Origin of the sequence: Neomoorella stamsii (assembly GCF_002995805.1) — a bacterium.
Classification (GTDB): domain Bacteria; phylum Bacillota; class DSM-521; order Neomoorellales; family Neomoorellaceae; genus Neomoorella; species Neomoorella stamsii.
This window is the reverse complement of record NZ_PVXL01000067.1, coordinates 72,183-96,629: the sequence shown is the minus strand read 5'-3', so window position 1 is coordinate 96,629 and position 24,447 is coordinate 72,183. Positions and strand designations below refer to the sequence as shown.

Here is a 24,447-nt window from a genome sequence, read left to right as displayed (position 1 = left end):
AAAATGCTAAAAAATAGTATAAGGCTGGGTTTTGTTTGGAGCGAGCGAAAACAAAACCAGCAAAATAGGCAGTTGGCAATTGCAAGACTAACCCCGTCCAGAACGGGGTATATTTTTGTTTACGTATGGCTAAAATAAAAGCTAAATGGGAGAAAAGGCAAGTAATGCCAGAATGGTAAAGGATAGGAGTGAAAAAATGCTGGACAAAAAGATGGCGGTAAGTCTGGCCCTGGGGTTGGCCCTGCTGGTTAACAGCCTTTTTGCCCTCCCGGTGCAAGCGGCCGTCATCGAGGATTTGCAGCAGGTGGCGACCGTCCTGACGCCGGGAACCTACTGGGAACTGGCTGCCCGGGTCAATAACTATACCCGCATCTACCGGGTAGAAGAAGGCGACACCCTGGAGCGTATTGCCCGCCGGTACCAGACGGACCCGGAGCTGGTGGCGGTGATGAATTACCTGGAACCTGATGCCGTCCTAACACCGGGTCAGTTCTTGGTGCTGCCCCACGAAGAAGAGCGGAGCTACACGGTAGCTGCCGGGGACACCCTCTGGGATATTGCGCGGCGTTTTGGCACCAGCGTGGAAAGCCTGGCCGCTGCCAACGGTATTGTCGATGCCAGGCGGCTGCGGATTGGTATGGTTCTGACTATCCCCGGTTCGCCACGCGGGGTACCGGCCACCAGGGTAGAGATTCTACCTGCTTCCCGCAGCTTAAGGCCGGCTTCCTTTCTCTGGCCCCTCATCGGCGCCATTACATCCGGCTTTGGCTGGCGGGATAATGAGTTCCACCACGGCCTGGATATCGCCGGCAAGGTGGGGGATTACATCCGGGCTGCCTGGTCCGGGGTGGTAACTTTTTCCGGCTGGGGTAACGGTATCTATGGCAACATGGTTAAACTCGACCATGGCAATGGGCTGGAGACTGTTTATGCCCATAACTCCCGCAACCTGGTCAAGGTGGGTGAGTACGTCCGGGCCGGCGAGCCCATTGCCGAAGTGGGCGGTACGGGCAATGCCACCGGTCCCCACGTTCATTTTGAAATCCGGGAAAGGGGCAAGGCCATCAACCCTGAACGATTCTTAAACAGGTAAAAAGGGCCGGTACGCCGGCCTTTTTTTGATGGTAAGGGGATTTGCCCCCCCCGCCAATTTTTTTCTTTGCACTGGCGGCCCTTTCATGTTATACTGATATGAGTTTGATTTTCCCGCGGAGGTGAAGATGGCGTGAAACCCGATATTCATCCCAATTACGACAAAGCCCGGATTATCTGTGCCTGCGGTAATGTCATTGAGACACGTTCCACCAAAAAAGAGATCCGGGTAGAGATATGCTCTCAGTGCCATCCCTTTTACACCGGTACCCGGCAAAGGGTAGTCGAGCGTGGCGGGCGGATTGAGCGTTTCCGGCAAAAATATGGTCGCTAGGGCAAAAAGGCGGAGCCGCAGGCTCTGCTTTTTCCTATTGCCGGCGGCCCCCGAGGTGCAATACGGCGGCCAGGCCGTCATTGAGGGCGTGATGATGCGGGGGCCACACAAAACGGCAGTAGCCATCCGTAAAGCCAGCGGCGAGATCCTGGTCGAGGCCGAACCCAACAGTTCCATCACTGCCCGTTACCCTGTTTTAAAACTACCCCTGCTCCGCGGCGTTGTGGCCTTATTTGAGTCTTTAATCCTAGGTATCCGGTATCTAACCTTTTCGGCCAACCAGGCTATGGAGGGAGAAGAAGAGGAGTTAAGCACCAGGGACCTGGTCCTGACGGTAGCCATTGCCCTGGCGGTGGCCGTGGGTTTCTTTGTCCTCCTCCCAGCCGGGGCGGCCCTGCTCCTCCATAACCATTTATCTATCTTCTGGCAGAATGTAGTCGAGGGGCTGCTCAGGATGCTCCTCTTTTTAGGCTACGTGGCGGCCATTGGCCGGGTCAAAGACGTCCAGCGCGTCTTCCAGTACCACGGGGCCGAGCATAAAGTAATTAATGCCTTGGAGGCAGGGGAAGATTTAAGGGTGGAAACGGTGCGGCCCTATCCGACCTTGCACCCCCGGTGCGGTACCAGCTTCCTCCTGCTGGTACTGGTATTAACCATCGTCTTTTTTTCCATCGTTGGCCGGGGTGGGATTGCCTGGCGCCTGGCCTCCCGCCTGGTATTGCTGCCGGTAGTAGCTGGCCTGGCCTATGAACTGCTCAAATTCACCGGCCGCCATTTAAACGTACCCTGGGTCCGGGCCATAGCTGCCCCGGGCCTGTGGCTACAAAAGCTTACTACACGGGAGCCCGACGACGGCATGCTGGAGGTAGCCCTGGCCGCCCTGGAAGCGGCGCGGGAGGAAGAAGCGAGGTGATGCCTTATGCTGGAGAAGCTGGAACAGCTCGAAGCTAAATATGAAGAACTGGGCCGGCTCATGGGCGACCCGGCAGTAATCGCCGACCCGGAGCAATTGCAGAAGCATGCCCGGGCCCATGCAGCCCTGGAAGAAATAGTTACGACCTTTCGCCAGTATCGCCGGGTCATGTCCGACCTGGAAGAAAGCCGGGCCATGCTGGAAGAAGAAAAGGATCCCGAGTTCCGCGACTTCCTAACAAATGAAATAAAACGCCTGGAAGAGGAAAGGGAGAACTTGGAACGGCAGTTAAAGATCCTGCTCCTGCCCAAAGATCCCAACGACGAAAAGAATATCATCATGGAGATCCGGGCTGGAGCCGGGGGCGATGAAGCGGCCCTTTTTGCCGGCGACCTTTTTCGCATGTACCAGCGCTATGCGGAAAAAAACCGCTGGCGGACGGAGATTATCAGCTCTCATCCCACGGAACTGGGGGGCTTCAAAGAAATTATTTTCCTGATTGAAGGCCAGGGAGTTTACAGCCGCCTGAAGTTTGAAAGCGGCGTCCACCGGGTGCAGCGCATCCCCACCACCGAGTCCGGGGGACGGATTCATACCTCTACGGCTACCGTAGCCGTCCTGCCAGAGGCGGAAGAAGTAGATGTGGAGATTAACCCCGAGGACCTGCGGATTGACATCTTTTGTTCCAGCGGGCCAGGGGGCCAGTCAGTCAACACCACCTACTCGGCGGTGCGGATTACCCACCTGCCGACGGGCCTGGTGGTATCCTGCCAGGACGAGAAGTCGCAGCTGAAGAACAAGGAGAAGGCCCTGAAGGTCCTGCGGGCTCGCCTCCTGGATATGGCCCGGGCCGAGCAGGAGGGGGAGCTGGCGGCCGAACGGCGTTCCCAGGTGGGTAGCGGCGACCGCAGCGAGCGGATCCGCACCTATAATTTTCCCCAGAACCGGGTAACCGACCACCGGATCGGCCTGACCCTGCACCACCTGGATGCTATCCTGGATGGCGAACTGGACGAAATCATCGATGCCCTGGTGACCAGTGACCAGGCCGAGCGGTTAAAGAATATGGAGGCTTAAGGCGTTGAGATTGAACCTCCAGGAAGCCTTAAAAGAAGCAAGCCGGAAACTCGCGGTGGCAGGGCTCCCCCGGCCCCGCCTGGAGGCGGAAGTCCTCCTGGCCTGGGCCGGCCGGTATAGCCGGCCGCAGCTCCTGGCCCGGCTGGAGGAGGAACTGGAGCCTGCCGCTGCGGCCAGGTTCTGGTCGGCCGTGGAGCGCCGGGTGGCCGGGTACCCCCTCCAGTACCTTACCGGCCGCCAGGAATTCATGTCCCTGGAGTTTAAAGTTACCCCGGCGGTTTTAATCCCCCGCCAGGACACGGAAGTGGTGGTGGAAGCCGTCTTAAAGCGCCTCGAGCCTGACGGGAGCTATGTCATTGCCGATTGCGGCACTGGCAGCGGGGCCATTGGCTTAAGCCTGGCCTACTACCTGCCCAACGCCAAAGTTTACGCCACTGACTTAAGCCCGGCAGCCCTGGAAGTAGCCCGGCAGAATGCCCGTGCTTTAGGCCTGGCAGACCGGGTTACTTTCCTACAGGGCGATTTTCTGGCGCCCCTTAAGGGTTTAAAGTTAGATGCCCTGGTGGCTAACCCTCCTTACATACCTGCGGCCGAACTGGACAGGCTCCCGCCGGAGGTCCGGGCCGAGCCGCGCCTGGCCCTGGATGGTGGCCCCGACGGTTTGCGCGCCTACCGGGCCCTGTTACCCGGGGTACCGGAAGTTTTAAAGGCAGGAGGGCTCCTGGCCCTGGAAATCGGGTATAATCAAGGCAGGGCCGTCCTGGACCTGGCAGCGGCCGCCGGGGCTTACCGGGATATGGCGGTGTTACCCGATTATGGCGGCCGCGATCGTTGTTTCCTGGCCTATCGCCGGGAAGAATAATAACAGGGATAAATACATAGAGGTGAAATGGGTGGCTGTGGGTAAACAGACGAAGTACTTAAAGATAGATCCCATGGTACCGGAACTCCATAAAATTCGCCTGGCGGCCCGGATCCTTAACCGGGGCGGGGTGGTGGCCTTCCCCACGGAAACGGTCTACGGCCTGGGGGCCAATGCCCTGGATGGCCGGGCGGTGCGGCGCATCTTTCGCGCCAAGGGAAGGCCGGCTGACAATCCCCTGATTGTCCATATTGCCAGTTTCCGGGATGTCCAGGACCTGGTGGCCTACCTGCCGCCCCGGGCGACCCTGCTCATGCAGCGCTTCTGGCCCGGGCCCCTGACCCTGGTCCTGCCGCGGGGCGACCTGATCCCGGATATCGTGACCGCCGGCCTGGATACGGTAGGCATCCGCATGCCTGCCCATCCGGTGGCCCAGGCCCTCATCCGGGTGGCCCGCCTGCCCATAGCAGCGCCCAGCGCCAATATCTCCGGCCGCCCCAGCCCTACCACCGGCCAGCACGTCCTGAAAGACCTGCGGGGCAAAATTGATGCCGTCGTCGATGGCGGGCCGGCTACCGTGGGGGTAGAATCAACGGTCCTGGACCTGACAACCCCGGTGCCCACCATTTTAAGACCGGGGGGAGTGACCTATGAAGAGCTGAAAGCTGTCCTCGGCGAAGTAGCTATTGACCCGGCCGTCCGCGGCAGCCAGGTGGCGCAGCCGCGGGCGCCGGGGATGAAGTATAAACACTATGCCCCGCGGGGCGAAGTTTATCTCATTACCGGCGAGCTAGAGCGGGTGACGGCTAAAATCCGGGCCCTGGTGGCAGCCTGGCAGCAAAGGGGATGCCGGGTGGCCGTCCTGGCGACCAGGGAAACGGCCGCGGCTTACCAGCAGGAGCCCCGGCCCGATTACCTGGAGGTCCTGGGCAGCCGCTCCCAGCCGGCTACCATTGCCGCCAATCTCTTTAGTGCGCTGCGCAACTGTGACCGCCACCGGGCCGACATCATCCTGGCCGAAACCATAGCCGAAGAAGGCCTGGGCCTGGCCATCATGAACCGCCTGCGCAAGTCAGCAGCCAACCGCATCATCCATGCTTAAGATGGAGGCATTGACATGGAGCCGTTAGGTCTCATCCTGGTAGCCATGGCCCTGGGGACCGATGCCTTTTCCCTGGCTACCGGCCTGGCCCTGGGGGGCCTCCGGGGCCGGCAGGCCCTGCTTTTTGCCGGCATGGTGGGGATTTTTCACATCATTATGCCCCTGACGGGCCTCTACCTGGGCCTGCTCCTGGGCCGGCTTCTGGGGAAACTGGCGGCCATTATCGGCGCCCTGGTCCTGGCCGGCATGGGGGGGTTGATGCTCTGGGAGGCCCTCGCGACTCGGGGGGAAAGCGGTGGCCTGGCCGGGCAGGTGCTGCGGGCCGTACCAGGCCAGGGAGGCGTGATCGGCGGCCTAATGGCCATCCTGCTCATGGCCGGGAGCGTCAGCCTGGACGCCCTTAGCGTCGGTTTTGGCCTCGGCGCCATCAGCGTCAATGTCCCCCTAACGGTCCTGACCATGGGTTTTATTGCCGGGACTATGACAGTCCTGGGGCTCCTGGCTGGCCGGCGCCTGGGCGCCTACCTGGGCAACAGGGCCGAGGTTATCGGCGGCCTGATTCTGGTGGGTATCGGCTTAAAAATGTTGATGGGGGTATAAGACATGCCCGGTATTCTTTTTGTCTGTACCGGTAACACCTGCCGCAGCAGCATGGCGGCAGCCATTGCCACCCATATAAAGGAAGAGCGGGGCTTAGATATTGATATTACCTCGGCCGGCCTGGCAGCCAGGGAAGGGGACCCGGCAACACCGCAAGCTATCCAGGCGGTGGCGGCCATGGGTATTGATCTCCAGGACCACCGCGCCCGGCAGGTTACAGGCGCCCTGGTAGATGATGCCGGCCTGATTTTAACCATGACCAGGTCCCACAAGGAATACCTCCTCCAACTTTACCCCGAGGCCCGGGGAAAAACCTTTACCCTCAAAGAGTATGTCCGGGAGGGGAAAGAAAAGCCCCCCTCAGGGGAGCCCCGGGAAGAGACGGGTGAAGGAGCGGCTGTGGAAGAACCGCCTGTTACTGTTGATGACGATATTCCCGATCCCTTTGGCCAGCCCCTGGAAGTTTACCAGGCTACTGCCAGGGAACTGGCCGAACTTGTTGGACAGGCCCTGGAGAAATATGCACAAGACACCCATGCCGCTAACCCGGCACCATCAGAAGGATGAAAATAACGGGCTGGTATTTGTTTGAAGCGAGCAAAAACAATGCCAGTCTGGAGCGAAGTTATTTTCAGGGTAGAAAAAAGTAGGTTTGGTAACTTAAGCAGGAATTAACGTTAATACGGCGAATAATTAAGCAGTATTTAATCCTTACGATAAGAGGTGTAGTGAGATTGCGCATCGCCCTGGGTAGTGATCACGGCGGTTTTCATCTCAAGGCAGCAATTAAGGAGTACCTGGACCGGCAGGGCATTGCCAACCATGACTTCGGCACTTATAGCGCTGAGGCAGTAGACTATCCTGACTATGCTCGGGAGGTAGCCGAAGCTGTGGCCAGCGGCGCCTACGATCGGGGTATCCTCTGCTGCGGCACGGGGATAGGCGTCTGCATCGCGGCCAATAAAGTCCCCGGTATCCGCGCCGCCCTTTGTCACGATACCTTTTCTGCCCGGGCGGCACGGGAACATAATGATGCCAATATCCTGACCCTGGGAGAGCGGGTCATCGGCCCCGGCTTGGCCCTGGAAATTGTCGCCACCTGGCTGGCGGCCGAATTTAGCGGCGGCCGCCATGCCCGCCGGGTGGCCAAAATTAGCGCTATAGAGGCCAGTTACCGCCAGAAGGAAAAATAGGGCGGGGCAGGGAGGACGGATAGAATGGTCGACTTAAGCACCATCACGGCGGCAGTTAAAGCAGCTGCTACCGAGCTTATTGAAGCTGCCGCGCTAAAGCCCGGCCAGATCCTGGTGGCCGGCTGCAGTACCAGCGAGATCACGGGCCAGAAAATTGGCACGGCCTCTTCCCTGGAAGTAGGCCAGGCCGTGGTAGAAGGCCTGCTTCAGGCCACCAATGCCGCCCAGGTTTACCTGGCGGCCCAGTGTTGCGAACATTTAAACAGAGCCCTGGTCATCGAGGCCGGTGCCGCCAGGCTTTACGACCTGCCGGTGGTAACAGTCGTCCCGGCGCCAAAGGCCGGCGGTTCCCTGGCCACGGCGGCTTTTTCCGCCCTGCACCGGCCGGTGGTGGTCGCCGGGCTCCAGGCCCATGCCGGCCTGGACATCGGCGCCACCCTCATCGGCATGCACCTGCGGCCAGTAGCCGTCCCCGTCCGACTGCAGGTCAAAACCATCGGCAGCGCCCCCGTCACGGCGGCCCGGACGCGGCCCCCCCTGATTGGTGGTGAACGGGCTGTATACGTATTTCAGAGGGAACAAGACCCTCATGCCGCTAATGCGGCACCATTAGAAGGAAGAAAAAAACGAGATAACGGGTTGGCATTGGTTTGGAGCGAGCGACTTGGTTCGAGCGGTTAAGCAGCCGCAGGCTGTGCCGAGGAGCGAGGGCGGGGCCGAGGACAGCGAGGCCAAAGGCCGGATTCTAAAGGCAAGGATGCCGAATAGGCCGCCCAGCACTCACATTAACCAAGTTACAGTAACCAGTTCTTCGGTCTATGCAGTCGTACTACCTTTGGAGGTACCTGAGTTTAGTGAGTGCTGGGCGCCCGAGCCCGAGGCTGAGCCGTAGGCTGATCCGCGAGGACCAGGGAGCGAGTAAAAACAATGCCTGCCTGGAGTGAAGTTATTTTCAGGGTAGTTAAAAGGCAGGAGAAATAGCCGGTTGTTACAGCTTGAGGCGAGATAAGGATGAGGAGCCAGAAGCCAGGAAGTTAGAAGCTGGCAAAGGAAAGAGTTTCCAGCAGCAAAAACAGGAGGGAAATTTAATGAACCTAGAAACCGTAGCTCGAGTGGACCCGGAACTGGTCGAGGCCGTCAAAGGCGAGTTGCAACGCCAGCGCACCCACCTGGAACTCATCGCCTCGGAGAACTTCGTCAGCCGGGCCGTCATGGAAGCCTACAGCTCGGTACTGACCAATAAATACGCCGAAGGATATCCCGGCCGGCGCTATTACGGCGGCTGCGAGTGGGTCGATGTGGTCGAAAACCTGGCCCAGGAGCGGGCCAAAGCCCTCTTCGGCGCCGACCATGCCAACGTCCAGCCTCATTCCGGCAGCCAGGCCAATACGGCCGTCTATCTCGCCGTCCTTAACCCCGGCGATAAAGCCCTGGGGATGAACCTGGCCCACGGTGGTCACCTGACCCACGGCAGCCCGGTCAGCCTTTCCGGCCGGTATTATAGTTTTTCCTTTTACGGCGTCAACCCCGATACCGGCCGGATTGATTACGATGAAGTGGCCCGGATAGCCCGGGAAGAGCGGCCCAAACTCATTGTCGCCGGGGCCAGCGCTTACCCGCGGGTGATCGATTTTGCCCGCTTCCGGGAGATAGCCGATGAAGTCGGCGCCCTCCTTATGGTGGACATGGCCCACATCGCCGGCCTGGTGGCCGCCGGCATCCACCCCAGCCCCGTACCCTACGCCCATTTTGTGACCACTACCACCCACAAGACCATGCGGGGGCCGCGGGGAGGTATTATTTTTACCACCAGGGAATACGCCAGGGAAATCGACAAGGCGGTCTTTCCCGGCATCCAGGGTGGGCCCCTGATGCACGTCATTGCCGCCAAGGCGGTTGCCTTGAAGGAAGCCATGCAACCGGAATTCAAGCGTTACCAGGAGAGAATTGTCACCAACGCCCGTACCCTGGCCGAAGCCCTGATGGGTTACGGTTTCCACCTGGTATCCGGCGGTACCGACAACCACCTCATCCTGGTGGACCTGCGCAATAAAGGCCTTACCGGTCGCGACGCCGAGGATATTTTAGGTTCCGTCCAGATCACCGTCAATAAAAACGCTATCCCCTTTGACCCGGAGAAGCCCAGCGTAACCAGCGGCATCCGCCTGGGTACGGCCGCCCTGACCTCCAGGGGTATGGACGCCGACGCCATGCGGATGGTAGCCAGGGCCATAGATCTCGCCCTCTCCTACGGCCCTGATGAAAAGAAACTGGATACAGCCCGGGGCATCGTCGCCGAGCTCTGCCAGGCCTACCCCCTGTACCCGGAGCTTGGTTGAACTTAAAAAGCCCGCCTGGAGGTTAAAAACTCCGGGGCGGGCTTTAAAAAAGTCTGGCCGTCAAGGACAAATTATGCTAAAATAAGCCAGGATACGCGCAATTTAATTTTTTAAGTTTTGGCGGGAACTACCCGCTAAAATTTTGCTGTTATTTTACTCCCCAGGTGAGTTTTATGCGTAAAGGCTGGGACGAGTACTTCCTGGATATCGCCTTCCAGGTGGCCGGCCGGAGCACCTGCAACCGGCGGGCCGTCGGCGCCCTGGTAGTTAAGGACAAGCGCATTAAGGGTACCGGTTACAACGGCGCCCCCCACGGCCTGCCCCACTGCCTGGATGTGGGCTGCCTCATGGAAGGAGAGCACTGCCAGCGGACCATCCACGCCGAAATCAACGCCCTCCTGGAGTGTTCACCGGAAGAACGGGCCGGGGCGACCATGTACGTTACCGATTACCCCTGCGAGAGGTGTGCCCTGACCATTATCCAGGCCGGGATTAAAAGGCTCGTCTATGCCCGGCCCTACCCGGTCGCCCGCGACTGGCTGCGGGAAGCCGGGATCGAAATCGTGCACCTGCCCCGGTAAAGCGGCAATATCCTGCTGGAGGGAAAAAATTTGCAGCAAAAGATTATTGCCTTACCCAAACTGGACAACCTGACACCAACTATGGAGTCTACCGCCTTAAAGCTCATGGAAGAAGCCGGGGAACTGGCCCAGGCCATCGGCAAGCTCCGGGGTTTAAGCGGCGAGGAGGTCCAGGTGGACCATAACGCCGTCCTGGCGGCCATTACCCGCGAGTTGCTGGACGTGGCCCAGACGGCCGTTTCCCTAATGTTTGTCCTGGAAGACCAGTACGGCGTCGACATCCAGCAGGCCCTGGAGGAGCATATCAATAAACTCAGGGCGAAAAGGTATTTGAAATAAAGAGGAGTTTTTCCATGCCGCCCTTAAAGGTACTCACCGTTTTTGGCACACGTCCCGAGGCCATTAAAATGGCCCCGGTAGTAAAAGAACTAACCCGTTACCCGGAGGAATTCACTTGCCAGGTGGCCGTCACGGCCCAGCACCGGGAAATGCTGGACCAGGTCCTCCACCTGTTCCAAATTCAGCCCGACTATGACCTGGATATCATGCGGCCCCGCCAGACCCTGGAAGAAGTGACCACCAGGGCTTTAAATGGCCTGGCCGGGGTTTTAAAAACCTCCCGGCCGGACGTGGTCCTGGTTCACGGAGACACCACCACCACCTTCGTAGCGGCCCTGGCCGCCTTTTACCAGCAAATTTCCGTCGGTCATGTCGAGGCAGGCTTAAGGACGGGGGACCGCTACGCCCCCTTCCCGGAGGAGATGAACCGCCGCCTGGCCGGGGCCCTGGCCGACATTCATTTTGCCCCCACAGCCACTGCCCGGGATAACCTGTTGCGGGAAGGCATACCGGCGGAGCACATCTACGTCACCGGTAATACTGTTATTGATGCCTTAAAGGCTACTGTTCGCCCCGGCTACTGCTTTAGCGATCCCCGCCTCCAGGAGCTGGATTTTCAAAAGTGGCGGGTTATCCTGGTAACGGCCCACCGCCGGGAAAACTGGGGCGAACCCATGCGGGAAATATTCACGGCCCTGCGGGACCTGGTAAAGCGCTATGAGGATACAGTCGTCGTTTTCCCCGTCCACTACAACCCCCGGGTGCGGGAGCTGGCCGGGGAAATTCTCGGTAACCGGGAACGTGTTTACTTAATTGACCCCCTGGACTACGAGCCCTTTGTCAACCTGATGGCCCGTTCCTATCTAGTGTTGACGGATTCCGGCGGCCTCCAGGAAGAAGCGCCGGCCCTGGGTAAACCCGTGCTGGTCCTGCGTGAAGTCACCGAACGGCCGGAAGCCGTTGCTGCCGGTACCGTGCGCCTGGTGGGCACGGGCTACCAGGAGATCCTGGCAGCGGCCGGCGAGCTCCTGGAAGACCGTGAGATTTATCTGCGGATGGCCCACGCCATTAACCCTTATGGAGATGGCCAGGCCTCGCGGCGTATCCGGGGCGCCCTGCGTCATTATTTTGGCCTAACTATAGCCAGACCCCAGGAATTTACGCCCGGATAAAGTATTTCTATCCTTTGGATTAAAAAATAAACATTCTTCCCGGCAGGAATTTCGTCAACAAAAGAGAATATGTTTTAAGACTGGCAGGGGTATAAAAATTTCCTCCAGGCACAATTTAACATCAATGGTAGCTAAAAAGCATCATTTCTGGGATTACGCCAGGTATGCCAATATGGCCTTTTCCTTTGGGGTTACCATGATTGCCGGCATCCTCCTCGGCCTTTACGGTGGGGGATGGCTGGACCGGCGGTTGGGCACGTCGCCCCTTTTCATGCTGGCCGGCGTCCTCCTGGGGGTAGGGGTGGGTTTTCGTAGCTTCTTAAGCGAACTGCGTGTCCTGGAAAAGGAAGCACCAAAAATTAAAACCGATGATCAAGATAAAACTCACCCGGACTGAAAAAGGGATGCTGGTCATGGCTGCCCTGGGAGCAGTAGCCGGCCTGGGCGGCGGCTATTACTCCTTTGTTGCCGGCCTGGGATTTGCTTTGCCTGTTTCCCTGTTGTTGCTCCGCTGGCAGGTGGCAGCCGTCGATAACCTGGACAACCTGCCGCCCCAGAAGGCTTTTAATCGTTTTTTCGGGCGTTCCCTCATGCGGTCGGGTCTGTCCCTGGCCCTTCTGGGCCTGGCCCTGGCCGGGGGAATAGAGTTTCTTTTTGGCGTGCTGGCAGGGCTGGTACTCCAGGTCCTGGCCTATATGGGCAAGGCCATTCTCATTATCCTGGGAAAGGAGGGATAGAACAGTGGGACTGCAAGCCCTGGGCGAGATAATGGCCCATGTCCGGCCCCATGAAGTATTTTACCTGGGGCCCATCCCGGTCTACTCCACGGTGGTCAATACGTGGATTATCATGGCCCTCCTGGTCCTGGGGGTTTTCCTGGCTACCCGGAAATTAAACTTTATCCCCCGTGGTATCCAGCACATCTTTGAGATGCTACTGGAATTTTTCTACGGCCTCCTGGAGGAAACCATGGGCAAGGAAGGCCGGCGCTACCTGCCCCTGGTAGCCACCCTGTTTATTTTTATCCTTAGCCTTAATCTATCCTGGTTTATCCCCGGGATGAAGCCCCCGACCATGGACCTCTCCACCACGGCGGCCTTTGCCGTGGCCACCATCATCCTGGTCCAGCTTATCGGCATCCGGAAAAGGGGCCTGGTGGGCTACATCAAGCACTTTTTCCAGCCGGCACCCTTTCTCTTTCCCCTGAATGTAATTGAGGAACTGGTCAAGCCGGTTTCCCTTTCCCTGCGTCTATTCGGCAATATGTTCGGGGAAGAGATGGTGGTGACTATCCTGTTTATCATGCTGCCCTTTTTATTACCGACACCCATTATGATCTTGGGCGTCCTCATGGGCTTGATCCAGGCCTTTGTTTTTACCCTGCTGACAGTTACTTATATCGCCAACTTTATCCACGGGCATTAAAAGAGCTAAATTTACGTGGTTAGTTTCCCGGGAATGAACGGAAATTAGTGGCTGGCTAACCACCAACATAGCCAGCCCACAAAGGAAGCCATTTTTAGAGGAGGATATGCACATGACAGCACTAGGTTTTATCGGCGTCGGCCTGGCCATTGGCCTGGCAGCACTGGGTTCGGCCCTTGGCCAGGGTAATGCTTCCCGCGGAGCAATGGAAGGTATAGCCCGCCAGCCCGAGGCCAGCGGCGACATCCGCACCACCCTGCTCCTGGCCCTGGCCTTTATGGAAGCGCTGACGCTCTTTTCCTTCGTTATTGCCATCCTCATGTGGACCAAGCTTTAAAATGAAGCGGGCGGGTAAGGCGGGCCAAACCGTCTTATTCGCCCCTGTCCTGCTTTCAGGAACAACGAAAGGGGGGTGGCTACGTGCAGGGCATCTTTCAGGCCCTGAATTTCAGCGGTTGGACCTTTTTGTTCCAGGTCATCAACCTCCTGGTAGTCATGGGGGTTCTTTATATTCTCCTTTATAAACCCCTGGGCAAGATCCTGGCCGACCGCGAGGCCAAAATTGAGGGCAATTTAAAGGACGCGGCGGCGGCCAAAGAGAAGGCAGAGCAAATGCTGACTGAGTACCAGCAGCAACTCCAGGGTGCCCGCCAGGAAGCCCAGGCAATACTAGACCGGGCCAACAGGATGGCCGAAGAAACCCGGGCGGAGATAGTCGCCAGGGCTAAAGAAGAAGCCAGCCGGGCTCTGGAACAGGCCCGGGCCGAGATTGAAGGCGAAAAGAGCAAAGCCCTGGCTGCCATCCGCAGTGAGGCAGCTACCCTGGCCGTCCTGGCGGCCGGCAAAGTTTTAGAGCGCACCTTAACGCCTGACGACCAGGAACGCCTGGCCCGGGAAGCGCTGGCCGAGGTGGAGCGGTTGCAATGAGCAGTCAGACTATCGCCAGGCGTTATGCCCGCGCCCTCTTTGAAGTTGCCCGGCAGAAGGGTGCGCTGGCCGGCTTTGCTGCCGCCCTGGAAAGGGTCGGCCAGGCCCTGGCAGAGAATCCCGAACTGCGCCGGGTCCTCTATCACCAGCTCATTCCCGTCCGGGAGAAGCAAAGGATAATGGACACCCTCTTCCCGGACGTCGACCCGTTATTAAAGAACTTTTTCCACCTGGTCCTGGCCAAAGGCCGGGAGCGGGCCCTGCCGGAGATGGCAATCCAGTTCCGGCGCCTGGTGGACCGGGAAAACAGGGTATTGCCGGTGGAAGTGCAATCAGCAGTACCTCTTTCAGAAGAGGTCACAACAGCGCTTAAAGAAAGGCTGGCCCATATTACGGGACAAAACATCCGCCTGCAGACCGCGGTGGACCCGGCCCTCCTGGGCGGCATGGTCATCCGCCTCGGGGACAGGGTCCTGGACGCCAGCCTGAAGAAAAAGCTGGAACTTTTGGGCGAGCACTTGAAGGGCGCGTGAGCAGAAAGAGCAAAGGGGTGAAAAGCAGTCTTGAGCATCCGGCCCGATGAGATAACCAGTATTCTGAAGAACCAGATCGAACAGTACCAGCTGGAAGTAGAAGTGGCCGATACGGGCATCATCACCCAGGTGGGTGACGGCATCGCCCGCATCTACGGCCTGGAGCGGGCCATGGCCGGCGAGTTGCTGGAGTTTCCCGGCAATGTTTACGGCATGGTCCTGAACCTGGAGGAAGACAACGTCGGCGCCGTTGTCCTGGGCCCCTACACCCACATCAAAGAAGGGGACCAGGTCAAGCGCACCGGCCGCATCGTCGAGGTCCCGGTAGGGGAAGCCCTGATCGGCCGGGTAGTCAACGCCATGGGCCAGCCCATTGACGGCAAGGGTCCCATCAAGACGGAAAAGTTCCGGCCGGTGGAATCGCCGGCGCCGGGCGTTGTTTACCGCCAGCCGGTGAATACCCCCCTCCAGACGGGTTTGAAAGCCATAGATTCCATGATCCCCATCGGACGCGGCCAGCGGGAATTGATTATCGGCGACCGCCAGACGGGCAAGACGGCCATCGCCGTGGATACCATCATCAATCAAAAAGGGCAAAATGTTATCTGCATCTATGTGGCCATAGGCCAGAAGGCTTCCACCGTGGCGGGCGTTGTCCACCGCCTGGAGGAGGCCGGGGCCATGGATTATACCATTGTCGTCTCGGCCACGGCCAGCGAGCCGGCGCCCATGCTCTATATTGCCCCCTATGCCGGCTGCGCCATGGGCGAGTATTTCATGTACGAGCAGCACCGGGACGTCCTCTGCATTTATGACGACCTGTCCAAGCACGCTGCCGCCTACCGTGAACTCTCCCTGCTACTCAGGCGGCCGCCGGGACGGGAGGCCTACCCGGGCGACGTCTTCTACCTCCATTCCCGCCTGCTGGAACGGGCGGCCCGCCTGAATGACGCCCTGGGGGGCGGGTCCCTGACGGCCCTGCCCGTCATTGAGACCCAGGCGGGGGACGTGTCGGCCTATATCCCCACCAACGTCATTTCCATCACCGACGGCCAGATCTACCTGGAGTCCGACCTTTTCTACGCCGGCCAGCGCCCGGCCGTCAACGTGGGCCTATCGGTATCCCGGGTGGGTGGTGCGGCCCAGATCAAAGCCATGAAACAGGTGGCCGGCCGCCTGCGCCTGGACCTGGCCCAGTACCGCGAGCTGGCGGCTTTCGCCCAGTTTGGCTCCGACCTGGATAAGACCACCCAGGCACGCCTGGCCCGGGGTGAGCGCATGATGGAGATTTTAAAGCAGGACCAGTACCAGCCCATGCCGGTGGAAGAGCAGGTAGCGGTCCTCTATGCGGCCGTTAACGGCTTCCTTGATGACCTGCCGGTAGAAAGGGTGCGGCCCTTTGAAAGGGAATTCTTACGCTTCCTGCACAGCGTGCACCCGGAGATTCTCGCCGGCATCCGGGAGAAACGCCAGCTGGACGACGCTCTCCAGGAACAGCTTAAGAAGAGCATCGAAGAATTCAAGAGCAGCTTTACCGCTGCCGGGAAAGCATAAGGTGGTGAGCCGGTATGCCCAATATGCGTGACCTGAAGCGCCGTATCCGCAGTATCAGGAGTACCCAGCATATTACCCGGGCCATGAAGATGGTGGCGGCAGCCAAACTGCGCAAGGCCCAGGCCCAGGTCACGGCAGCCCGGCCCTACGCCGAGAAACTGGAGGAAGTCATCGGCCGCCTGATCGGGGCCGTGGATCCGGAGACCCAGCCCCTGGCGGCTGCCCGGGAAGTCAAAAAAGCCGGCTACGTGTTGATTACCGGCGATCGCGGCCTGGCCGGCGGTTATAATGCCAACCTCATCCGCCTGGCGGAAGAACGCCTGCAGGCGGAAGAGCGCCCGGTAGCCCTGGTAACTGTGGGCCGCAAAGGACGGGACTACTTTCGCCGCCGCCGGGTGGAGATAGTCCGCTCTTTTACCGATATCGGTGACGAACCGGACCTCATCCAGGCCCGGGAACTGGCCCGCCAGCTTGTAGAACTGTACCTGGAGGGGAGCCTGGACGAGGTTAACCTCATCTATACCCGTTTCTACTCCGCCCTCCGCCAGGTGCCCCAGGTCGACCGCCTGCTGCCTATTCAAGCCAGCGGCGCCGGTGAGGATGGCGGGGATTATATCTATGAACCTTCTCCCGCCGAGGTCTTAAAGTCCCTGCTGCCCCGTTACTGCGAGATCAAGGTCTACCAGGCCCTCCTGGAGGCCAAGGCCAGCGAGCACGGGGCCAGGATGACGGCCATGGACAACGCCACCGAGAATGCAGCCGAAATGATTGATAAATTAACCCTATCCTTCAACCGCGCCCGGCAAGCGGCCATTACCAGGGAGATCGTGGAGGTAGTGGCCGGGGCCGACGCCCTGAAGTAAAGGAGGGGATATGGATTGAACGAAGGACAGGTAGTACAGGTAATCGGCCCGGTAGTTGACGTGGAATTTGCCAGCGACCAGCTGCCCGACCTGTATAACGCCATTACCATTAAGAATGACAAGATTAATATCACTATGGAAGCCATGCAGCACCTGGGTAACAACACCGTCCGCTGCGTGGCCCTGTCTTCCACCGACGGCCTGCAGCGGGGCATGAAAGCCGTGGACACCGGCGCCCCCATCACCGTACCGGTAGGCCGGGCCACCCTGGGCCGGCTGTTTAACGTCCTGGGAGAACCCATTGATAACCAGGGACCGGTAGAAGCTTCTGAACGGCTGCCCATCCACCGGCCGGCGCCCCCCTTTGAGGAGCAGCAGCCGTCGACTGAAGTTCTGGAGACGGGCATTAAGGTAGTTGACCTGCTGGCCCCCTACGCCAAGGGCGGTAAAGTCGGCCTTTTTGGCGGTGCCGGCGTGGGCAAGACGGTCCTCATCATGGAGCTCATCCGCAATATTGCCTATGAACACGGCGGCTTTTCCGTCTTTGCCGGTGTCGGTGAGCGCACCCGGGAAGGCAACGATCTCTACCTGGAAATGAAGGAATCCGGGGTTATTGACAAGACGGCCCTGGTCTTCGGCCAGATGAACGAACCCCCGGGAGCCCGCCTGCGGGTAGGCCTGACGGGATTGACCATGGCCGAGTATTTCCGCGACGCCGAAGGGCAAGACGTCCTCCTCTTCATCGACAACATTTTCCGCTTCGTCCAGGCCGGTTCTGAAGTATCGGCCCTCCTGGGCCGCATGCCTTCGGCCGTGGGTTACCAGCCCACCCTGGCCACGGAGATGGGCGCCCTGCAAGAGCGCATCACTTCTACCAAAAAGGGATCCATAACCTCCGTCCAGGCAATTTATGTCCCGGCCGACGACCTGACCGACCCGGCGCCGGCGACCACCTTTGCCCACCTGGACGCCACTACGGTGCTCTCCCGGCAGATCGCCGAGCTGGGCATCTACCCGGCCGTGGACCCCCTGGATTCCACCTCCCGCATCCTCGACCCCAGGGTCCTGGGCGAAGAGCACTACCAGGTGGCCCGCGGCGTGCAGCGCATCCTGCAGCGCTACAAGGAACTGCAGGATATTATCGCCATCCTGGGCATGGATGAACTGTCGGAAGACGACAAACTGATCGTGGCCCGGGCGCGCAAGATCCAGCGCTTCCTCTCCCAGCCCTTCCACGTGGCGGAGGCCTTTACCGGCCAGCCCGGCGTCTACGTGCCCTTAAAGGAAACCATCCGCGGCTTCAAGGAAATTTTAGAGGGCCGTCATGACAACCTGCCCGAGCAGGCCTTCTATATGGTCGGCACCATCGACGAAGCCGTAAAGAAGGGGCAGGAGTTGATGTAAATGGCCCCTCTAAAGCTGGAGGTTATTACGCCCGAGAGGGTGACCTTAAAGGCGGAGGCTGAGAGCATTATCGCCCCGGGCGTCCTTGGTTACCTGGGCGTTTTGCCCGGCCATGCCCCCCTCATTACCCCCCTCAAGGCCGGGGTGGTAACCTACCGCCCGGAGGGCGGGGGGGAGGAGCGCCTGGCCGTGTCGGGCGGCTTCCTGGAAGCCGGGCCGGAGCATGTGGTCATCCTGGCGGATACGGCGGAAAAGGCGGCAGAAATCGATGTGGAGCGGGCGCGCCAGGCCAGGGAGAGGGCCGCAAGGCGCCTGCGGGAACGGCCGCCCGGCCTGGATGTGGCCCGGGCCGAGGCCGCCCTGCAGCGGGCTACGGCTCGCCTCAAGGCCGCTGGCGCGGTATGAGAAAGATTGTTTAATTTTCTGGCCCCCTGGCAAGAATAGGTATAATCCTTTTTTGCAAGGGGGCATTAATTTGCGCCGGTTCTCATTTAATTCCCTGCGCTTTAATTTTAAGATTTTCCTGTTAATCGTCCTCATCCTGAGTTTTGCCGGGGGCCTGGCCCTGGCCAGGCACATGCACCCCCTGGCGGCCCGGACTTCCCGCGTAGCAGGTAATCAGGCTGCCAGTATCGGTCAGGCCGTTAACAGGGACGAACCGGTACCCCACCTTTTATTTAACGCCTTTACCGCCAGCGGCGCCCGCCTGGAAACCATGGGCCTGGAAGCCTGGGGCAGCCTTAATTCTACTTTTATGGACGGCGAGGCCATCCACGACCTGGCCGGTAGGGTGGCTGCTGCCCTGGGGCTGGAGGGGACAGGCAGTTTTACCAGGCAGGATGACACCAATTTCCATGCCCTTTACTGGGAAGGGGAACTGCAGCCGGGGGTGGTCCTGTACTTTTCCCTCCAGAGCCTGGCAGGGGCGGGGGAGGGCGGCGAGACCTACCTCCTCATCAACCTGGAAGGCCAGCCCCAGCAGGGTGAAGAGGAGATGCTGTCCTGGCAGGAAAGGGTGAGGGAGGCCTTCCAGCCCTGGCAGGTGGAGCCCCATCTTATCTACAGCCTGACCGGCGTTATCCCCGGGAAACTTACATTGGTGGAAAGGGAACAGCGGGCCATGGCCGTCCTGGCCGCCCTGGCGGCCGAGAAGGTAGAGGGAGTGGAAGAGGAGGAGATCCTCTCCATCAGCGCTTATTCCCCCCGGTTACCCCGGTCCCTGGAAGTTGCCGGCCGGCCGGTAAATGCCAACGTGGCCCTGCGCTATCACGCCACCGATGGCAATACTTATTTACATTTAGGTTCTCCCCTTTTAGGTGGCGAGTATTAGCCGTTATATGTTATAATAAAATTTAAATAGAGATTTGCGGCCAAAGGGGCTAAGGGAAATTGGAGGCAATTGTCATTAAGGGCCATTCGCGCCTTAAGGGACGGATAGCCATCAGCGGCGCCAAAAATGCTGTACTACCCATTATTGCAGCCTGCCTGCTGACTGAGGATGAATGTTACCTGGAGGATATCCCCCGCCTGGCCGATGTTGATACCATGTGCGGGGTTATTGGCGAAATGGGGGCCGAAGTTTACCCCGACGGGGTCCGGGGTTTAAGGGTGGCGGCCGGATCTTTACAGGGAGTAGAGCCACCCTATGAATTTGTCCGCCGCATGCGTGCTTCCTTCCTGGTCATGGGGCCGCTCCTGGCCCGCCTGGGCCGGGTAAGGGTATCCCTGCCCGGCGGTTGCGCCATTGGCGCCCGGCCCATTGACCTGCACCTTAAAGGCATGGCCGCTCTGGGGGCCAGCATTCATGTCAATAACGGCAACGTGGAGGCCGAGGCCGGGCGCCTGAAGGGAGCGTCCATTTACCTGGATTTTCCCAGCGTCGGGGCGACGGAAAACATTATGATGGCCGCCGCCCTGGCCGAAGGGACGACGACCATTGAAAACGCCGCTGGCGAGCCCGAGATTGTCGACCTGGCCAACTTCATCAACGCCATGGGTGGCCGCGTCAGCGGTGCCGGCACCAGGGTTATAAAGATCGAAGGGGTCAGGGAACTCCACGGCGCCCGCCACGCCGTCATCCCCGACCGGGTGGAGGCCGGCACCTTTATGATCGCCGCAGCAGCCACGGGGGGTGACGTGTTCCTGGAGAACGTCATTTCCACCCACCTGAAGGCTGTCATGGCCAAGCTGGCGGAAGCCGGGGCTGAACTTTCAGAGGAAGACGGCGGCATCAGGGTTCGGGCGGAACTGCCCTTGAAGGCGGTAGACATCAAGACCATGCCTTACCCCGGCTTTCCCACGGACATGCAGGCCCAGTTCATGGCCCTCCTGACTACGGCCCGGGGTAGCAGCGTCGTGACAGAGACAGTCTTTGAAAATCGTTTCATGCATGTCAATGAGCTAAAGCGCATGGGAGCCAGCATCGTCATAGAGGGCCATTGCGCCGTTGTGAAAGGTAAGGAAAAGCTTACTGGCGCGCCGGTCAAGGCCACCGACCTGCGGGCCGGTGCCGCCCTGGTCATAGCCGGCCTTATGGCTGAGGGGGAGACGGTAATTTCCTGCGTCCATCATATTGACCGAGGCTATGAGGACCTGGTGGGTAAACTGGAGGCCCTGGGAGCGAAGATTAGCCGGGAAGAAAGGTAGAGATAGCCCGGATCTGGCCCATCAAAGCAGAACAAAACAGGCATATCCTATCGGGCCTAGCGCCGGATTGTCGTTTTTATGCTGACCGCCCTCACCAGGGGCGGTCTTTTTTTGGTCAAGCCCTCATATACATGGACATAGCAGGTGGACAAAACCTCAAGCCACCGGAGGGGGAGCACCATGCGTAAAGTAATGGGCATTTTCATTATCCTCATTTTTGCGGCCGTAATTATCGTACCGGCCATGATTATCGAAGGTATCCGTCTTTTTCAGCCGCCGGTCCAGGTCCAGGCAGGGCAACAACTGGTACGGGTCTACTTTCACCAGAGCGGTGACATCAAGATTATGCCGCTGGAACAGTATATAACCGGGGTGGTGGCTGGGGAGATGCCGGCCAACTTTGAGCCGGAAGCCCTCAAAGCCCAGGCCGTGGCCGCTCGTACCTATACCCTAAAAAAGATAGAAGAAGCCAGAAACAAGCCCGACGACCGCCATCCCGGTGCCGACATCTGCACCGACCCCGCCCACTGCCAGGCCTTTGCCGATGACAGCCTTTTGCGGCAACGCTGGGGTTTCTTTAATTTCTGGCGCTATAAAAGCAAAATCCAGGAAGCCGTCCGGGCCACCCAGGGGATGGTCCTGACCTACCAGGGCAAGCTCATCGATCCTGTCTACCATGCCAACAGCGGCGGCCGGACGGAAAGCGCTGCTGCCGTCTGGGGCCGGGACCTGCCCTACCTCCAGAGCGTACCCTCCCCCTGGGACAGGGAAGCTCCTCGCTACCACGACACCATGTCCTTCACCCTGGAAGAGCTGGACCGGAAGCTGGGGGTCAACCTCACATCCGTACCGGCGGCAGCCCTGGCTCCGTCCGGGGGGACGGCCATGAAGGTCCTGGAAAAGACTCCTACCGGCCGCGTCAAGACCATAAAAATCGGTAACAAGACCTTTGCTGCCACTGAGTTACGGCAGCTCCTGGGCCTCCCCTCAACCGATTTCACCTGGCAGGTCCAGGGGGACCGCATGATTTTCACTACTACCGGTTATGGCCACGGCGTGGGCATGAGCCAGTACGGCGCCAACGGTATGGCCAGAGAGGGCAAAAACTTCGCTGATATTCTTACTTACTACTACCGGGGAGTAAAGATTGAGAGCCGGTAAATGCTTATGTATAAAATGCCAGAAAAGGGGGCAGAATCCAACTGAGGTGATGCAACCACATGCTGAAGATTCTGGCCTCATGGAAAAAACTTTTATCACGGCAACCGCTGTTTAGACCGGGAAGCCTGGAAAGGCTGCAGCGGGCGTTGAGGCGTCGTGGCCTCTACCTGGTCCTGCTCGCTATTCTCTTTGGCGGTAGCTACTACCTGGTAACCAACGACGCTGTTTTTAAAAAGCCCACTATCCAGACCTTTACGCTGGCCGGCCAACCGGCCTCCCAGGAGCTGCCTGTGCCGCGGGAACCCCTGGTAGGTTCGACCACCGTACCACCTGAACTCCAGGAGCAACCTGGCGCCCAGGCTGCCCCGGCTACGGCAGCGGGACAGGTCGGCAAAGACGAGGCTCTGCCTTCCCTGGCTCTGCCCGTGAGCGGTAAAATGGGTAAGGGGTACGGCTTTACCTATACCCCGGCCTTTGACGACTACCGCTTTCACTCCGGTGTAGACCTGGAAGCCCCGGCAGGCAGCGAGGTTAAAGCCGCGGCTGCCGGGGTGGTGAAGCAGGTAGAGCACAGTGATGCCTGGCGTTACCGCCTGATCATTGACAATGGCAACGGCTACCAGACGGTCTATGCTCACTTAAGCAGCATCAAGATAGCCAAGGGGGATAAGGTCCAGCGAGGTACCATCCTCGGGCAACTGGGGGACCCTGGTACAGCCGAAGCCGGTACGCCAGCCCACCTGCACCTGGAATTACTAAAAAACGGCAAGGCCATCGACCCCGTCCCGGCCCTGCAATAAGTTCTTTTTTCGGCAGCCTGCCAATAAAATTATAGCGGAGTTGAAATTGGGAGGCTGCCTCCATGCAGGATCATATCCAGGAAAGGGTACTGCAGATAGCCGCTTACATCGTGGAGCGTCGCTGTACGGTCCGCCAGGCGGCTACTGTTTTTCATGTTAGCAAAAGCACTGTCCACAAGGACGTCACCGAACGCTTGCCGCGCCTTAACGAAAACCTGGCCAGGGAGGTACGGGTAATACTTAACGCCAACAAAGCTGAACGTCACCTCCGGGGTGGGGAAGCTACCAGGAAAAAATATAAAGAAACGCAGGTTTCTTGAAAGGGCCGACAGGAATTCTTTCCTCTCCTGGAGAATTATTAACAAGATTGCCATGGGAGAGGAAGGGAGCAAGATTAATGTTTGGCCTGGGTTATCAGGATATCGGTATCGATCTGGGGACGGCCACTGTTCTGGTATATGTGCAGGGTAAGGGGATTGTCTTACGGGAGCCTTCGGTGGTAGCCCTTAACCGGGATAACGGCCAGATTTTTGCGGTTGGGGAAGAAGCACGGCGCATGCTGGGCCGGACACCGGGAAATATTATCGCCCTGCGCCCTTTAAGGGATGGGGTCATCGCCGACTACGACAGTACCGAAAAAATGCTGCGCTATTTTATAGAAAAAGCAATTGGTCGGCAGGGTTTTTTCCGGCCGCGGGTGATGGTCTGCATCCCCTCCGGGGTTACCGGCGTGGAGGAACGGGCGGTGCGCCAGGCGGCCCAGCAGGCCGGGGCCAGGCAGGCCTATGTCATTGAAGAGCCCCTGGCGGCGGCCCTGGGGGCCGGCCTGGATATTGCTGAACCCAGCGGCTCCATGGTGGTGGATATCGGTGGGGGGACGACCGACATCGCTGTCCTTTCCCTGGGGGGTATTGTGTGCAGCAATTCTTTAAGGGTGGCCGGGGACAAGCTTGATGAAGCCATTGTCCGTTACATACGCCGTGAGCACAACCTGATGATTGGTGAGCGCAGCGCCGAAGAATTAAAGATCAATATTGGTACGGCCCATCCTTCGTCCCGGGTCGAAGCGAGTATGGATGTCCGCGGCCGCGACCTGGTAACCGGCCTGCCCAAAACGGTAAACATTACTTCCAGGGAAATCTATACGGCCATCCAGGAGCCCCTGCAGCAGATAGTCGGTGCGGTGAAAGAGGTGCTGGAAAAAACGCCGCCGGAACTGGCGGCGGACCTGGTGAACAAAGGCATCGTCATGACCGGCGGGGGCAGCCTTCTTCATGGCCTGGACCTCCTGCTGAGTGAAGAAACGGGACTGCCGGTGCATGTGGCCGACGATCCCGTTTCCTGCGTCGCCCTGGGGACAGGCAAGGCCTTGACCATGCTGGATGTCCTGAAGCAGAACAACCCTTCAGAAGGCTGGCGCATGGGCCGGTAAGAATTTTGCTGGAAGAGGCAAGTAGGGGCAAAAACTACTTGCCTTTTCTTCTGTTACGGGAAAGTTAAATTATGTTAAATTGGAATGGCAAGTATTGA

Annotated in this window: 29 protein-coding genes and 1 pseudogene; all 30 read left to right on the top strand. The window is 59.1% G+C overall.

What is annotated here, in order from left to right:
- Positions 1–196 precede the first annotated feature (196 nt).
- Positions 197–1,093 carry a peptidoglycan DD-metalloendopeptidase family protein gene (locus MOST_RS14655; RefSeq protein WP_054937469.1) on the top strand — a complete coding sequence of 299 codons (897 nt, stop codon included), beginning with the start codon at positions 197–199 and terminating at the stop codon, positions 1,091–1,093.
- A gap of 132 nt (positions 1,094–1,225) precedes the next feature.
- Entirely contained in the window at positions 1,226–1,426 is a 201-nt protein-coding gene (gene rpmE, locus MOST_RS14650; protein ID WP_054937470.1) for a 50S ribosomal protein L31, read from the top strand.
- Positions 1,427–1,481: 55 nt separating this feature from the next.
- Positions 1,482–2,339, top strand: coding sequence for a DUF1385 domain-containing protein (locus MOST_RS14645; RefSeq protein WP_244267144.1), 858 nt, complete (start codon positions 1,482–1,484; stop codon positions 2,337–2,339).
- Between the two features lie 6 nt (positions 2,340–2,345).
- A complete protein-coding gene (gene prfA, locus MOST_RS14640) occupies positions 2,346–3,416 on the top strand; it encodes a peptide chain release factor 1 (protein WP_054937471.1) in 1,071 nt (356 codons plus the stop codon).
- 4 nt (positions 3,417–3,420) lie between these two features.
- Positions 3,421–4,278: a peptide chain release factor N(5)-glutamine methyltransferase gene (prmC, locus tag MOST_RS14635; RefSeq protein WP_054937472.1), complete on the top strand. Its 858-nt coding sequence runs from the start codon at positions 3,421–3,423 to the stop codon at positions 4,276–4,278.
- Positions 4,279–4,351: 73 nt separating this feature from the next.
- Complete coding sequence (locus tag MOST_RS14630; RefSeq protein WP_054937556.1) at positions 4,352–5,380, top strand: L-threonylcarbamoyladenylate synthase; 1,029 nt, start codon at positions 4,352–4,354, stop codon at positions 5,378–5,380.
- A 15-nt stretch (positions 5,381–5,395) separates the two neighbouring features.
- Positions 5,396–5,980 (top strand): manganese efflux pump MntP, encoded by a 585-nt coding sequence (locus MOST_RS14625; RefSeq protein ID WP_054937473.1) that lies wholly within the window; start codon positions 5,396–5,398, stop codon positions 5,978–5,980.
- Positions 5,981–5,983: 3 nt separating this feature from the next.
- Positions 5,984–6,547: a low molecular weight protein arginine phosphatase gene (locus MOST_RS14620; protein WP_054937474.1), complete on the top strand. Its 564-nt coding sequence runs from the start codon at positions 5,984–5,986 to the stop codon at positions 6,545–6,547.
- Positions 6,548–6,714: 167 nt separating this feature from the next.
- Positions 6,715–7,173, top strand: coding sequence for a ribose 5-phosphate isomerase B (gene rpiB / locus MOST_RS14615; RefSeq protein ID WP_161952859.1), 459 nt, complete (start codon positions 6,715–6,717; stop codon positions 7,171–7,173).
- A 24-nt stretch (positions 7,174–7,197) separates the two neighbouring features.
- Positions 7,198–7,737, top strand: a pseudogene (locus MOST_RS14610) (TIGR01440 family protein); the annotation flags it as partial.
- A gap of 524 nt (positions 7,738–8,261) precedes the next feature.
- Positions 8,262–9,512, top strand: coding sequence for a serine hydroxymethyltransferase (glyA, locus tag MOST_RS14600; protein WP_054937557.1), 1,251 nt, complete (start codon positions 8,262–8,264; stop codon positions 9,510–9,512).
- A 173-nt stretch (positions 9,513–9,685) separates the two neighbouring features.
- The gene (locus MOST_RS14595; RefSeq protein ID WP_054937477.1) at positions 9,686–10,093 is read left to right on the top strand and encodes a deoxycytidylate deaminase; all 408 of its coding nucleotides are present in this window, start codon (positions 9,686–9,688) and stop codon (positions 10,091–10,093) included.
- Between the two features lie 30 nt (positions 10,094–10,123).
- The gene (locus MOST_RS14590; protein WP_054937478.1) at positions 10,124–10,432 is read left to right on the top strand and encodes a MazG-like family protein; all 309 of its coding nucleotides are present in this window, start codon (positions 10,124–10,126) and stop codon (positions 10,430–10,432) included.
- A gap of 14 nt (positions 10,433–10,446) precedes the next feature.
- On the top strand, positions 10,447–11,604 hold the full coding sequence (gene wecB, locus MOST_RS14585) for a non-hydrolyzing UDP-N-acetylglucosamine 2-epimerase (protein ID WP_054937479.1): 1,158 nt from the start codon (positions 10,447–10,449) through the stop codon (positions 11,602–11,604).
- 124 nt (positions 11,605–11,728) lie between these two features.
- Positions 11,729–12,001 carry an AtpZ/AtpI family protein gene (locus tag MOST_RS14580; RefSeq protein ID WP_054937480.1) on the top strand — a complete coding sequence of 91 codons (273 nt, stop codon included), beginning with the start codon at positions 11,729–11,731 and terminating at the stop codon, positions 11,999–12,001.
- Positions 11,973–12,341 (top strand): hypothetical protein, encoded by a 369-nt coding sequence (locus MOST_RS14575; protein ID WP_054937481.1) that lies wholly within the window; start codon positions 11,973–11,975, stop codon positions 12,339–12,341. Before MOST_RS14580 ends, MOST_RS14575 begins: the two co-directional genes overlap by 29 nt.
- Positions 12,342–12,345: 4 nt before the next feature.
- On the top strand, positions 12,346–13,029 hold the full coding sequence (gene atpB / locus MOST_RS14570; protein ID WP_054937482.1) for a F0F1 ATP synthase subunit A: 684 nt from the start codon (positions 12,346–12,348) through the stop codon (positions 13,027–13,029).
- 106 nt (positions 13,030–13,135) lie between these two features.
- Positions 13,136–13,366 (top strand): ATP synthase F0 subunit C, encoded by a 231-nt coding sequence (gene atpE, locus MOST_RS14565; RefSeq protein WP_054937483.1) that lies wholly within the window; start codon positions 13,136–13,138, stop codon positions 13,364–13,366.
- 83 nt (positions 13,367–13,449) lie between these two features.
- Positions 13,450–13,956, top strand: a complete 507-nt coding sequence (atpF, locus tag MOST_RS14560; protein ID WP_054937484.1) for a F0F1 ATP synthase subunit B — start codon at positions 13,450–13,452, stop codon at positions 13,954–13,956.
- Positions 13,953–14,489, top strand: a complete 537-nt coding sequence (gene atpH / locus MOST_RS14555; RefSeq protein ID WP_054937485.1) for an ATP synthase F1 subunit delta — start codon at positions 13,953–13,955, stop codon at positions 14,487–14,489. The genes atpF and atpH overlap by 4 nt, the downstream gene beginning before the upstream one ends.
- Positions 14,490–14,519: 30 nt before the next feature.
- A complete protein-coding gene (gene atpA / locus MOST_RS14550) occupies positions 14,520–16,043 on the top strand; it encodes a F0F1 ATP synthase subunit alpha (protein WP_054937486.1) in 1,524 nt (507 codons plus the stop codon).
- A gap of 14 nt (positions 16,044–16,057) precedes the next feature.
- Positions 16,058–16,906 (top strand): ATP synthase F1 subunit gamma, encoded by an 849-nt coding sequence (gene atpG / locus MOST_RS14545; RefSeq protein WP_054937487.1) that lies wholly within the window; start codon positions 16,058–16,060, stop codon positions 16,904–16,906.
- A 15-nt stretch (positions 16,907–16,921) separates the two neighbouring features.
- Positions 16,922–18,310, top strand: a complete 1,389-nt coding sequence (gene atpD, locus MOST_RS14540) for a F0F1 ATP synthase subunit beta (RefSeq protein WP_054937488.1) — start codon at positions 16,922–16,924, stop codon at positions 18,308–18,310.
- Complete coding sequence (locus MOST_RS14535) at positions 18,311–18,715, top strand: F0F1 ATP synthase subunit epsilon (protein ID WP_054937489.1); 405 nt, start codon at positions 18,311–18,313, stop codon at positions 18,713–18,715.
- Between the two features lie 172 nt (positions 18,716–18,887).
- Positions 18,888–19,640, top strand: a complete 753-nt coding sequence (locus MOST_RS14530; protein WP_422879893.1) for a YwmB family TATA-box binding protein — start codon at positions 18,888–18,890, stop codon at positions 19,638–19,640.
- A gap of 59 nt (positions 19,641–19,699) precedes the next feature.
- Positions 19,700–20,956, top strand: a complete 1,257-nt coding sequence (gene murA / locus MOST_RS14525) for a UDP-N-acetylglucosamine 1-carboxyvinyltransferase (RefSeq protein WP_054937491.1) — start codon at positions 19,700–19,702, stop codon at positions 20,954–20,956.
- 180 nt (positions 20,957–21,136) lie between these two features.
- On the top strand, positions 21,137–22,117 hold the full coding sequence (gene spoIID / locus MOST_RS14520) for a stage II sporulation protein D (protein ID WP_054937492.1): 981 nt from the start codon (positions 21,137–21,139) through the stop codon (positions 22,115–22,117).
- 59 nt (positions 22,118–22,176) lie between these two features.
- On the top strand, positions 22,177–22,917 hold the full coding sequence (locus tag MOST_RS14515) for a M23 family metallopeptidase (RefSeq protein WP_054937493.1): 741 nt from the start codon (positions 22,177–22,179) through the stop codon (positions 22,915–22,917).
- 62 nt (positions 22,918–22,979) lie between these two features.
- Positions 22,980–23,237 (top strand): sporulation transcriptional regulator SpoIIID, encoded by a 258-nt coding sequence (spoIIID, locus tag MOST_RS14510; protein ID WP_054937494.1) that lies wholly within the window; start codon positions 22,980–22,982, stop codon positions 23,235–23,237.
- A 77-nt stretch (positions 23,238–23,314) separates the two neighbouring features.
- Complete coding sequence (mreB, locus tag MOST_RS14505; protein WP_054937495.1) at positions 23,315–24,349, top strand: rod shape-determining protein MreB; 1,035 nt, start codon at positions 23,315–23,317, stop codon at positions 24,347–24,349.
- Positions 24,350–24,447 lie beyond the last annotated feature (98 nt).

Coding starts and splice junctions, on each gene's coding strand:
- spoIID (WP_054937492.1), top strand. CDS start 21,137: ATGCGTAAAGTAATGGGCATTTTCATTATCCTCATTTTTGCGGCCGTA.
- glyA (WP_054937557.1), top strand. CDS start 8,262: ATGAACCTAGAAACCGTAGCTCGAGTGGACCCGGAACTGGTCGAGGCC.
- spoIIID (WP_054937494.1), top strand. CDS start 22,980: ATGCAGGATCATATCCAGGAAAGGGTACTGCAGATAGCCGCTTACATC.
- mreB (WP_054937495.1), top strand. CDS start 23,315: ATGTTTGGCCTGGGTTATCAGGATATCGGTATCGATCTGGGGACGGCC.
- atpH (WP_054937485.1), top strand. CDS start 13,953: ATGAGCAGTCAGACTATCGCCAGGCGTTATGCCCGCGCCCTCTTTGAA.
- wecB (WP_054937479.1), top strand. CDS start 10,447: ATGCCGCCCTTAAAGGTACTCACCGTTTTTGGCACACGTCCCGAGGCC.
- MOST_RS14575 (WP_054937481.1), top strand. CDS start 11,973: ATGATCAAGATAAAACTCACCCGGACTGAAAAAGGGATGCTGGTCATG.
- MOST_RS14595 (WP_054937477.1), top strand. CDS start 9,686: ATGCGTAAAGGCTGGGACGAGTACTTCCTGGATATCGCCTTCCAGGTG.
- MOST_RS14620 (WP_054937474.1), top strand. CDS start 5,984: ATGCCCGGTATTCTTTTTGTCTGTACCGGTAACACCTGCCGCAGCAGC.
- MOST_RS14515 (WP_054937493.1), top strand. CDS start 22,177: ATGCTGAAGATTCTGGCCTCATGGAAAAAACTTTTATCACGGCAACCG.
- atpE (WP_054937483.1), top strand. CDS start 13,136: ATGCACATGACAGCACTAGGTTTTATCGGCGTCGGCCTGGCCATTGGC.
- MOST_RS14655 (WP_054937469.1), top strand. CDS start 197: ATGCTGGACAAAAAGATGGCGGTAAGTCTGGCCCTGGGGTTGGCCCTG.
- MOST_RS14630 (WP_054937556.1), top strand. CDS start 4,352: ATGGTACCGGAACTCCATAAAATTCGCCTGGCGGCCCGGATCCTTAAC.
- MOST_RS14530 (WP_422879893.1), top strand. CDS start 18,888: ATGCACCCCCTGGCGGCCCGGACTTCCCGCGTAGCAGGTAATCAGGCT.
- MOST_RS14535 (WP_054937489.1), top strand. CDS start 18,311: ATGGCCCCTCTAAAGCTGGAGGTTATTACGCCCGAGAGGGTGACCTTA.
- MOST_RS14580 (WP_054937480.1), top strand. CDS start 11,729: ATGGTAGCTAAAAAGCATCATTTCTGGGATTACGCCAGGTATGCCAAT.
- prfA (WP_054937471.1), top strand. CDS start 2,346: ATGCTGGAGAAGCTGGAACAGCTCGAAGCTAAATATGAAGAACTGGGC.
- MOST_RS14625 (WP_054937473.1), top strand. CDS start 5,396: ATGGAGCCGTTAGGTCTCATCCTGGTAGCCATGGCCCTGGGGACCGAT.
- atpG (WP_054937487.1), top strand. CDS start 16,058: ATGCCCAATATGCGTGACCTGAAGCGCCGTATCCGCAGTATCAGGAGT.